The sequence below is a fragment of the Kitasatospora sp. NPDC001540 genome, from assembly GCF_042894345.1.
GTDB classification, from domain to species: domain Bacteria; phylum Actinomycetota; class Actinomycetes; order Streptomycetales; family Streptomycetaceae; genus Kitasatospora; species Kitasatospora phosalacinea_C.
Genome location: NZ_JBIAVO010000007.1, coordinates 137,382 through 147,092 on the forward strand (window position 1 = coordinate 137,382; position 9,711 = coordinate 147,092).

The following is a 9,711-nucleotide window of genomic DNA, read 5'->3' on the forward strand; positions in this document are numbered from 1 at the left end:
CCTCGGGACGTCCGTCACCCTACCGGCCCCCGGGGCCGGGCCCGGCGGCGTCCTGCTCGATCTCCAGCAGGGCGTCGACCAGGCGCGCGGGCCCGCCGACGTGCGCGGGGTGGGCTTCGCCCAGGGCGGCGACGGGGCGCCAGCCGTCGCGCTGTGCGGCGAAGGCGAGCGACCAGGTCTCGGCGCCGGTGTCGGCGCGGTGCAGGTGGAGCACGCCCTCGGCGGTGCGGGTCAGCCAGCGGGGGGGTGTGCAGGCCGCGGCGGTAGCGCTGCCAGTGGTGGTCGGACCAGAGCAGGTCGGGCACCGGGTGGGGCCGGGGCAGCCGCATCGGGGTGAGCGGGCGCGGGGCGGGGCGCAGCGGCGGCGGGAACGCCCAGCCGGGGAGGGGTTCGCGGGCGGCCAGCCAGCGGGCGGGGATGCCCGCGGTGCCGGTGCGGGCGGCGACCACGCCGCCGGTGATCGCGGCGACCGTGTCGACGTCGCCGCCCGCGCCGATCGCGGCCCACACCGCGGCCGGGTAGTCGGTGAGCCAGTGCGCGGCGCACCACAGCGCGTACGGGACGGTGTCGGCGGCGCTGGTGCGGCTGCCGTTGCCGAGCACGGCGGCGGCCGCGGCGGGGTCGCCGCGGTCGGTCAGCCGGGCGGCCTCGGCCAGGCCGCGGCGTACGGTGCCGGGCGGGGTGAGGGCGGCGACGTCCTGCAAGTACCGTGCGGGCGTGGTGGGTTCGGTGCGGGCCCGGACGGCGAGGGCGGCGGCGACGGCGACCGCGATCGCGCCGTCCACGGCCTGCGGGTGGGTGTGGGTGGTCACGGCGGTGTCGGCGGCCGGGCGGACGGCGGCGGCCGGGTCGGCGGCGTGCGCGGCGCCGAGCGGGGCGACCCGCATGGCGGCGCCGTTGCCGAACGAGCCCTGGCCGTCGAAGAGTTCGGCGGCCAGGCGGCGGGCGTCGCCGCCCTCCCGGACCAGTCGCAGCATCCGGTTGGCGGCCGGGCCGTAGCCGCGGTCGAAGTCGTGGCGGCGGGCGAAGGCGTGGGTGAGGTCGAAGGTGTCGACGCTGCCGCGTTCGTACTGGGCGGCGTACACCGAGCAGGCCATCTCGGTGTCGTCGGTCCACGGCCAGGGGCCGGGGGGCGCGGTGCGGGCGTCGAGGTGGGCGCGGGCGGTGTCGGGGACGAAGAACTGGGCGCCGAGCGCGTCGCCGACGGACAGGCCCTGGAGGGCGTCGAACGCGGGGCCGCGGTGCGAGGAGGAGTCAGTCATACGTGCCCCACCGAACCGTGCGGGCGGGGCGGGTGTCAAGGCCGTTCGGGTGGCCGGGGTCTGGCACGATCGGGGGGCGTGTCCCCGAGTGGAAGGCGGTGTCCGGTGGTCGGTGCGGTGCTGGTGGGCGTCCTGGTGCTGGTGCTGGGCGGCTGCGCCTGCGTGGTGTGGGCCGAGCGCGGCGGCCCCGGCTGGGTGCGCGCCGTCTCCCGGGCCACGCTGGGCGCGGGCGAGCTGGTGCGCCGCGCCCAGCGCAGGCGGCAACGGCGCGAAATCGCCAACGGGCCGGACAGCAGCGTGGATTGACGCTCCGTCAGTCGGACAGGCCCAGCGGGTCGGGGGCGTCGGTGAGCAGTTCGGGGCCGTTGGCGGAGACCCGGTTGACGGCCGTCGGCACGGCCCGGACCCGCAGGTCGCCGTCGGCGGGGCGCTGCAGCAGCTCGTGCAGGTCCTCGCGGCCGCGGTTGGCGGGGTCGAGCCAGTCGTCGAGCTCCGCCCGGGGAACCAGCATCGGCATCCGGTCGTGCACCCGTCCGGCCCGGTCGGTGGCGTCGGTGGTCAGGATCGTCGTGGTGGCCAGCCAGGCCGCCGGGTCGTCCTCCGGCAGACTCGCGTCCCGCCAGAACTCGTACAGCCCGGCCATCAGCATGAGTGCGCCGGTGGAGAGGAAGTACGGCTGTTTGTAGGCCTTGCGGCCGTCGGCGGCGGGCACCTGGCGCCACTCGTAGTAGCCGTCGGCGGGGATGACGCAGCGGCGGGCCGCGAACGCCCGGCGGAACGAGGGCTTCTGGTCGACGGTCTCCGAGCGGGCGTTGATCAGCCGGGCCGCGCCCGAGCGGTCCTTCGCCCAGGACGGCACCAACCCCCAGCGCAGCACCCGCAGTTGGCGCTGCACCTCACCGGTGTCGGCGTCCACCCGCTCCAGCACCGCGGAGACCGGGTCGGTCGGGGCCACGTTCCAACTCGGGGCCAGGGCCTCGGTCGGATCCCAGCTCGTCACGTCGAGCAGGGACGCCAGGTCGGCGGAGGGGGTGGTGGAGACGAAACGGCCGCACATGCGTCCCAGCCTGCCACCGACCCCCGACAACCGCACGCGCCGACACCGGGTGCGGACGGATTCGGAGGACGTCGAGACCCCCTCCGTCCGCGTGCGGTGGGCCTGGGGCACGCACGCCGACGGCCGGGCCCTCGTGTCGACGAGCGTGCGGGCCGGGCCGTTTTCGGTGGTGCCGGGGGGGGTGAGCGGCTGCGGTGCTGACTACCCGGTCACCGCTTGCTGGTGCTGCGCCGTGGCGGAGGGGGGCATGAGGCAGCGGGTGTTGACGGTGAAGGTGAGCCGGTCGGTGCCGCCGCCGGTGCCGACGTCGATGAAGTAGCGGCCTTCATCGTGTTTGGCGTACAGGAGCACGTCGGGCCGACCGTCCACCGTCTCGCGGTAACCGGTGATGCGGAAGCCCTCCTTCTCCAGGGCGGCCCGGATCTTGCGGACGGTTTCGGGGTGCTGATCCACCGGGACCGTGCCGGCGGCATGGTAGGCGAGGGTGTACCGGCCGTCTTCGACGACCTCGCCGTTCCTTCCCTCGCAGTTGCTGAAGTAGGGCTTGATGGACTCCGGCGCCACGGTGACACCGCCGACCTCGGCCAGGTGCTCGGTCGTGCGCTGCGCCCGGACCTGGGCGTCGCTCTTGGCCATGACGGGGAGCGGCTCGTTCGGGTCGGGGCTGTTCGCGCAGGCTCCCAGGAGGAGTGGCAGGGACAGGGCGGCGGCGCCCGCCAGGACGCGGCGCCTGGCAGGACTGCTCGGTTGGTGCATCGAAGCGCCTCTTTCGGGGGACGGCGTTCAGGTGTCAGAGGCCGGGCACGATGGCATCGGGTTCGCCCCTGCGGTTGTCGTCGGCGGCGGTGGCGGCGCGGAAGTGGTCGGGGTCGACGTGGAGGTTCGCGGCGTTGTCGGTGTCCGTGCCGCTGCCACGTGTCGGCGATCCGGCCGTCGTTCCACTGGTGCCCCTGCGCGTCGGCCTCCAGCGGCGAGGCCGTGGTGGCCAGGCGCTCGGAGAGCCTGCCGAGCACCGGGTCCCACCCGTCCGCGGGGCTCTGCGGCTCCCCGTCGATCGACCATCCGGTCAACTCGCTGCCGGTCGAACCAGGCGGTCGCATCCGAGCGGCTGGATCGCGACGGCAGGTGACCGGACGGGCCTTGCTCCCGGGGCACGCCCGGGGCCGAAGTCGGCGACGTCCGCTCAGGATCAGGAGTAGAAGTTGCGCTCCCAGCGGTGCCCGGCGAGCACCTTCAGCTGCTCCTCGGTCAGCGGCACCCCGTCGCCCACCGCCGCGTTGCGTTCGACGTTGCGCACCGATCGCATGCCCGGGATGACGGTGGACACGGCGGGCGAGCTGAGCACGAACCGCAGGGCGGTCCCGGCGAGTTGATCGTCGTCGATGCCCAGGTCGGCGGTGATCGCGGCGACCCGGCGGGCGACCTGGGCGGGCCGGTCGCCGCGGAAGTAGTGGCGGCGGAAGTCGCCCTCGGGGAAGGTGGTGTCGGCGGTGATCCGGCCGGTCAGGCCGCCCTCGTCCAGGGCGACCCGGACGATCACCCCGACGCCGTGCTCCTGGCAGGCCGGGAACAGTTCGTCCAGCGGCGACTGGTCGAAGACGTTGAAGATCACCTGTACCGCGTCCACCGCGCCGCTGCGCACCAACTCGACGGCGCTGTGCGGCTCGTGGTCGTTGATCGAGACGCCGAACAGGCCGATCAGGCCCTCCTGCTTCAGCTCCCGCACGGTCTCCAGCCAGTCGCCGCGGCCCAGCCACTCGTCGCTCCACACGTGGAACTGCACCAGGTCGAAGCGCTCCAGGCCGCTGACCGCCAGCGAGGTGCGCAGGCTCTCCCGGATGTGCGCGCCGGGGAAGGTCTCGGCCGGGTCGACGCCGCGCCGGGCGGGCCACTGACCGTTCAGCGGCGGCACCTTGGTCGCCACCAGCACCCGCTCGCCGTTCGCGGCCCGCTCCCGCACCACCTGTCCGACCAGCCGCTCGCTCTCCCCGTAGCCGCGGGCCGTGTCGACGAAGTTCACCCCCAGGTCGACCGCCCGGTGCAGCGCCGCCAGCGACTCCTCCTCCCGCGCGCCCACCCAACTGGACGCCCCGATCCCCCATGCCCCGAAACCGACCTCCGACACCTCGACGCCGCTGCGCCCGAGTGCGCGGTACCGCATCCGTGGTCCTCCTCGCCGTGTTGACCGTTCCGGGAGGCGACCCTAGGCGGCGGGGCGGGGTGGGCGCCAGGGAGCCGCGCGGCGGGGTGTGGCAGCCTGGGGCCCGACCGGGGAGGACGGGCATGGGGACGGACGCGGGGACAGGGATCGCCGAGGGGCTGTGCGCGCGCATCGAGGCGGCGGACGCGGCGCTGGCCGCCTTCGTCCGCGGGGCGGAGCCGGACGGCGCCCGGCGGGAGCGGCTCGGGGCGGCGGAGCGGGCCGTCCGGGAGCGGTTCGGCGCCCCGGGCGGGCGGCCGCCGCTGTTCTGCGTGCCCGTCGCGGTCAAGGACGTGCTCCGGGTCGACGGGCTGCCGACCCGGGCCGGGTCCGCCCTGCCCGCCGAGGTGTTCGCGGGGCCGCAGGCCACGGCCGTGGACCGGCTGCGCGAGGCCGGGGCGCTGGTCGCGGGGAAGGCCGTCACCGCCGAGTTCGCGCTCGGGCGCTGCGGCGGCGGGCGGCGTTCCGGGACGGGCTCGCCGGGCGCACCGCGGACGCCGGGGTCGACCTGTGGATCACCCCGTCCGCGACCGGGCCCGCGCCGCGCGGGCTGGATGCGGCGGGCTGCCGCTCGGGTTGCAGTGCGCGGCGCCCGCGGGCGGGGACGAACGACTGCTCGCCTGGGCGGAGCCGGTCGCGGCGGCGCTGGCGGCGCTGGCGGGGCGGTGGGGTCGGGCCGACGGGGGTTGAGGGCTGCCGTGGCGGTGGGTGGGCGTGCCGCCGTTCGGCGCCGCTCGGGCCCGGCCGTGCCCCTGCTCCGACTCGGGCCGGGCTCCGCCGCCGACGTGCCGCGGAGGGCCGGTGCCGTGCCCGGCCGCCCGGCCCGGGCGTCTCGCCGCACTACACTCCGCGTCGTGCCCCTCAGCCGTGCTCCGCAAGCCCCCGCCCGCCCGTGACGGCCGCCGACCCGCTGGCCGCGCTCGGCCCGTACTTCGCCGTCCGCACCGACCCGTCCCCGCCGCCGGGGTTCCGGCCGCTGACCGAACTGTACGGAGCGGGTGGGCCGTTGGCGGCGCGGATCGCCGAGGTGGGCCGGGTGCTGGGGACGGCGGAGCTCCGGGTGGCGGCGTCGACGGCGCACCTGGGGTTGGCGGCGCGGCTGTGGTCGGTGGCGCTGGGAGCGGCGGTGACGGCGGGGCGGGTGCCGGATCTGGCGGGGGCGTGGTTCGTGCTGCCGCCGCAGGGGCCGTTCGACCTGTGGGTGTCGGCGGGCGGTGTCGCGGCCGGCCCGGAGGAGCTGGAACGGGCTGTGTGGGACGGGCAGTTGGCGCCGTTGGCGGCGGCGGTGCGGGCGGTGGCGCCGGTGGCGCCGGGGTTGTTGGCGGGCAATGCGGCGTCCGCGCTGGTGGGTGCGGCGCGGCAGGTGGGGTCGGTGCCGGGGCTGCGGGCTCCGGCGGCCGCGTTGGCCCGCGGGCTGCTGGCGCGTCCGGCGCTGGCGGGCACCGGCGCGGTGACGCCGCCCGGCGGACCGCTGGGGTTCCGCCGGGCGTCGTGCTGCCTGTACTACCGGACGCCGTCCGGCGGGCTGTGCGGTGACTGCGTGTTCACCCGGCCGCCGGGGCGGTGATCAGCTGCGGGCGGCCGGGTCGAGCGCGATGTCGATGATCAGGTCCTCCTGGCCGCCTACCAGGCGGCGGCGCCCGCACTCCGTCAGGATGTCGCGGACGTCGACGCCGTGCTGCCGGGCGGCCAGTTCGGCGCGCCAGGGTCGCCCTCGGCGAGGCCGCCGTCGAACGCCACAAGGCCCTTGCGGGGCGGTGAAGTCGACCGCCCGGGCCACCGTCACGCCCGCGGTCGGCGGGACCGCACCGATCCCGACCCGGAACCGCACCGCGCCGCACGACCGTCCCCGCGACGAGAACCGGCGCAACTGCCGGACCGGGAAGGCGAGGAGATCCATGCGCAGGGCACGCCGAACGACCCTCCTCGCCGCTCCGGCCCTCCTCCTGGCCCTCGCCGCGACGGCCTGCGGCCAGGACGACGCGCCGAAGCAGCAGGCCGCCGAAGTCCGCACCGACCCGCAGCTGTTGGCGAAGTGCGCCACCCTCCCGGCCGAAGCCGAGAGCGTCCACTGGACGTACCGCGCCCTCGGCGTCCAGAACTCCCGCGTCCCCGGCCCCACCGACCACGCCCTGGACGGCATCGCCCGCCTGTCCGCCGACGAGGCGGCCCGCCTGCGTGGAACCGCCACCTGGACACCCGCCCCCGCCGACCACCGCCCGCCCGCCGAACTGGCCGCCCTGCTCGACCACCCCGTCGACACCTGGCTGAGCACCCCGGCCCTGGACGACCGATCCTCCTCCGGCGCACCGCACTTCCTGCTGGCCCCCGACGGCGGCACCCTCTACTTCTGGGCGGTCAACCCGCACTGCGCGAGCTGACGGCCAGACGGGCACCGAGAACGGCCGGGGCCCGCACCAACGACGGGCCGTACCACGTGAGGTGGCGACCGGGGAGCAGGACGTACGGGAGGGCGGGGAAGGCCTCGGGGCCGTCGGTGGCGGTGAAGCGGTAGGGCTCGTCCGGGAGGATCACCAACTCGGGCTCCAGGGCATGGAGTTCGGGGAGGGTGAGGCGGGGGTAGCGGTCGGGGTGGTCGGCGGGGAGCAGGTCGACGCCGAGGCGGCGGAGCAGGTCGGCGGCGAAGGTGTCGCGACCGAGGACCATCCAGGGGCGGCGCCAGATCGGGGCGATCGCGCGGCGGGCGCGGGGCCGGGGCGGGAGGTCCCAGGCCCGGTGGGCGGCCGACAGCCAGTCGGGGCAAGGGAGTTGGAGGGCGTCGACGAGCAGGCGGTGCAGTGAGTCGAGGGCCTGGTCGAGGCTGCGGATCCGGGTGGTCCACACCGGGAGGCCCTCGGCGCGCAGCGCGGCCAGGTCGGGGGCGCGGTTCTCCTCCTCGTTGGCGACGACCAGGTCGGGGCGGAGTGCGCGAATCGCTTGCAGCGCGGGGTTCTTGGTGCCGCCGATCCGGGCCGCGTCGAGCCCGGCGGGGTGGGTGCACCAGTCGGTGGCGCCGACCAGCAGGCCGGGGGCGGTGGTGGCGACGGCCTCGGTGAGCGAGGGGACGAGCGAGACCACGCGGCGGACGGCGGGCGGCAGACGGACGGGGTTGCCCTCGTCGTCGGTCAGGTGTCGGGGCGCGTCCATGCGGACACGCTAGCCGTTGCGGGCCGCGTGGAGGTGAGGTCGGCTACCGGTCGGCGAGCCGGGCCTTCTTGACCCGGTTGCCGCAGGTGTTCATGGAGCACCAACGGCGGTTCGCGCCACGGCTGGTGTCGAGGAAGAGGCCCGCGCAGTCGGGGCCCTCGCAGGCCTTGACCCGGCTGCGGTCGGGGCCGCCGAGCGCCCGGACGGCGTCGGCGGCGAGCACGGCGAGCGCGTCCGCCACCGGATCCTCCGAGCCGAGGCGCCAGACCGCGAGTCCGTCGCGGAGGCCGGGGCAGGGCCGTCCGGCGGTGGCCGCCGCGTTCAGGGCCGCCGCGTCCACGGGGTCGGGGTGCCGGGCGGCGGCGACGGCCAGCCCGGCGCGGTAGATCGCCTCCCGCAGGGCGAGCGCGTCCTGGAGTTCGGCGGGCGAGACGCCGGGGACGCCGAGCCCGGCGGCGTGCAGCCAGAGTGCGAGCCGGCCGGGGTCGGTGAGCCGTTCCCGGGGTGCCGCGCCGGCCCGGTCGCTCACCGTGGCGGTGAAGCGGAACGCCAGCACCTCGTTGTCCAGCCGGAACAGTCGACGGGCCTCCACGGCCTCTCCCTTCCGCGGGCACCACCACGAACCCAGCTGAACCAGCTTAGCCGGTTCGACAAAGGCGTCGGCGCGCGCCATCATGTGAACCGTCTCAGACGGTTCACATGCAGACGGTTCACATGCGGGAGGTCGGGAAATGGGCGAGGTCGCGGTCGTCGGTCTGGGCGGGATGGGGCGGGCGATGGCGCGGAACCTGGTGCGGGCGGGGCACCGGACCGTGGTGTGGAACCGATCGGCGGGACCCGCGGAGGAACTCGTGCGGGACGGCGCCCAGCGCGCCGCGTCCGTCGCGGAGGCCCTGCAGTGCCCGGTGGCGTTCTCGGTCCTGTCCGACGACGCCGCCTTCACGGAGACCTTCCTGGACTCCGGCGTCCTGGCCCGGGCCCGGCCCGGGGCGGTGCACGTCAACGCGGCCACGGTGAGCGTCGAACTGGGCCGCCGGGCCGCGCGGGCGCACGCCGAGCACGGGGTCGGCTACGTGGCCGCCCCGGTGTTCGGCCGGGTCGCCGTCGCGGAGGCCGGTGCGCTGAACGTCCTCGCGGCGGGAGCACCCGAACTCCTCGACCGGGTCCAGCCGTTCTTCGACGCGATCGGCTCGCGCACCTGGCGGCTGGGCGAGCGGCCCGAACAGGCCAACACCGCCAAGGTCCTGGGCAACTACCTGATCGCCTGCGCGATCCAGTCGCTCGGCGAGGCGGTCAGCGTCGCCGACGCGGCCGGTGCCGACCCGGAGCAGTTCGTCGAACTGCTGGCCTCGACGCTCTTCCCCGGCCCCGTCTACTCCGGCTACGGGTCGATGATCGCCCGACGGAGGTACCGGCCCGCCGGGTTCACCACCGTGCTCGGCCGCAAGGACCTCCACCTCGCCCTGGACGCGGCCGCCGGTCAGGGCGTCCCGCTGCCGTTCGGCGAACTGCTCGCGGGCGTGTTCGACCGGGCGATCGCCGACGGCCGCGCGGCGGACGACTGGGCCGCGATCGCCGAGCAGCAGCCGAGGTGAGCACCGGCGCGACGGACACCGACGCGACGGACAGGGACCCGGCGGACACCGGCGCGGTGGCCAGCGGCACACGGATCACAGGGGGACTCGTGGTGGATACGGATGCCCGTCGTCTCGCCCTGCGCATGCACGAGGCGTTCAACGCCCGGGACGTCGCGGCCGCGGACCGGATCTTCGCGCCCGACTTCCACAGCCACCCGCTGCGCGGCGGCGTCGACGCCGTGAAGGCGGCGTGGACGGCGATGTTCGCGGCGGACCCGGCGATCCGGACCGTCGTCGAGGACGTGCTGGTGGACGGCGACCGGGTGGCGCTGCGCTCGACGGTCCACCGGGGCGGGGAGGCGGCCGGGGCCGGGACGACCATGCTGGAGGTGTTCCGCGTCGCCGGGGGCCGGATCGCCGAACTGTGGGGCGCCGTCGCGGCCGACCGGTCGCCGCGCTGATCCGCGC

General features: G+C 76.2%; 12 protein-coding genes and 1 pseudogene. 6 read left to right on the forward strand and 7 right to left on the reverse strand.

From position 1 onward, the window contains the following. Positions 1-14: 14 nt before the first annotated feature. The gene (locus ACFY00_RS11965) at positions 15-1,262 is read right to left on the reverse strand and encodes an ADP-ribosylglycohydrolase family protein (RefSeq protein WP_388030080.1); all 1,248 of its coding nucleotides are present in this window, start codon (positions 1,260-1,262) and stop codon (positions 15-17) included. A gap of 105 nt (positions 1,263-1,367) precedes the next feature. Here ACFY00_RS11965 and ACFY00_RS11970 point away from each other — a divergent pair, with 105 nt between their 5' ends. After that, on the forward strand, positions 1,368-1,568 hold the full coding sequence (locus tag ACFY00_RS11970; protein WP_388030083.1) for a hypothetical protein: 201 nt from the start codon (positions 1,368-1,370) through the stop codon (positions 1,566-1,568). Between the two features lie 7 nt (positions 1,569-1,575). On the opposite strand, the gene ACFY00_RS11975 is transcribed toward ACFY00_RS11970, so the two are convergent. The 3 genes from ACFY00_RS11975 to ACFY00_RS11985 form a co-directional block, all read right to left on the reverse strand. After that, on the reverse strand, positions 1,576-2,319 hold the full coding sequence (locus tag ACFY00_RS11975) for an SOS response-associated peptidase (RefSeq protein WP_388030086.1): 744 nt from the start codon (positions 2,317-2,319) through the stop codon (positions 1,576-1,578). A gap of 201 nt (positions 2,320-2,520) precedes the next feature. Then, positions 2,521-2,955, reverse strand: a complete 435-nt coding sequence (locus ACFY00_RS11980; RefSeq protein ID WP_388030089.1) for a hypothetical protein — start codon at positions 2,953-2,955, stop codon at positions 2,521-2,523. 553 nt (positions 2,956-3,508) lie between these two features. Continuing rightward, the gene (locus ACFY00_RS11985; RefSeq protein WP_388030092.1) at positions 3,509-4,480 is read right to left on the reverse strand and encodes an aldo/keto reductase; all 972 of its coding nucleotides are present in this window, start codon (positions 4,478-4,480) and stop codon (positions 3,509-3,511) included. Positions 4,481-4,602: 122 nt separating this feature from the next. Here ACFY00_RS11985 and ACFY00_RS11990 point away from each other — a divergent pair, with 122 nt between their 5' ends. Both ACFY00_RS11990 and ACFY00_RS11995 read left to right on the forward strand, forming a co-directional pair. Beyond that, the gene (locus tag ACFY00_RS11990; protein WP_388030093.1) at positions 4,603-5,415 is read left to right on the forward strand and encodes an amidase family protein; all 813 of its coding nucleotides are present in this window, start codon (positions 4,603-4,605) and stop codon (positions 5,413-5,415) included. Beyond that, entirely contained in the window at positions 5,412-6,086 is a 675-nt protein-coding gene (locus tag ACFY00_RS11995; protein WP_388030095.1) for a (2Fe-2S)-binding protein, read from the forward strand. Before ACFY00_RS11990 ends, ACFY00_RS11995 begins: the two co-directional genes overlap by 4 nt. Here ACFY00_RS11995 and ACFY00_RS12000 read toward each other — a convergent pair. Continuing rightward, a pseudogene (locus tag ACFY00_RS12000) lies at positions 6,087-6,218 on the reverse strand (4-hydroxy-2-oxovalerate aldolase); the annotation flags it as partial. It lies immediately after the preceding gene. Positions 6,219-6,417: 199 nt separating this feature from the next. Here ACFY00_RS12000 and ACFY00_RS12005 point away from each other — a divergent pair. Next, positions 6,418-6,900 carry a hypothetical protein gene (locus tag ACFY00_RS12005; RefSeq protein WP_388030096.1) on the forward strand — a complete coding sequence of 161 codons (483 nt, stop codon included), beginning with the start codon at positions 6,418-6,420 and terminating at the stop codon, positions 6,898-6,900. Here ACFY00_RS12005 and ACFY00_RS12010 read toward each other — a convergent pair. Then, on the reverse strand, positions 6,878-7,666 hold the full coding sequence (locus ACFY00_RS12010) for a helical backbone metal receptor (RefSeq protein ID WP_388030097.1): 789 nt from the start codon (positions 7,664-7,666) through the stop codon (positions 6,878-6,880). The genes ACFY00_RS12005 and ACFY00_RS12010 overlap by 23 nt on opposite strands. A 43-nt stretch (positions 7,667-7,709) precedes the next feature. After that, positions 7,710-8,258, reverse strand: coding sequence for a CGNR zinc finger domain-containing protein (locus ACFY00_RS12015; protein WP_388030099.1), 549 nt, complete (start codon positions 8,256-8,258; stop codon positions 7,710-7,712). A 139-nt stretch (positions 8,259-8,397) separates the two neighbouring features. On the opposite strand from ACFY00_RS12015, the gene ACFY00_RS12020 reads away from it, so the two are divergent. Together ACFY00_RS12020 and ACFY00_RS12025 are read left to right on the forward strand one after the other, a co-directional pair. Then, positions 8,398-9,261, forward strand: coding sequence for an NAD(P)-dependent oxidoreductase (locus tag ACFY00_RS12020; RefSeq protein ID WP_388030100.1), 864 nt, complete (start codon positions 8,398-8,400; stop codon positions 9,259-9,261). An 89-nt stretch (positions 9,262-9,350) separates the two neighbouring features. Continuing rightward, complete coding sequence (locus ACFY00_RS12025) at positions 9,351-9,704, forward strand: ester cyclase (protein WP_388030102.1); 354 nt, start codon at positions 9,351-9,353, stop codon at positions 9,702-9,704. Positions 9,705-9,711 lie beyond the last annotated feature (7 nt).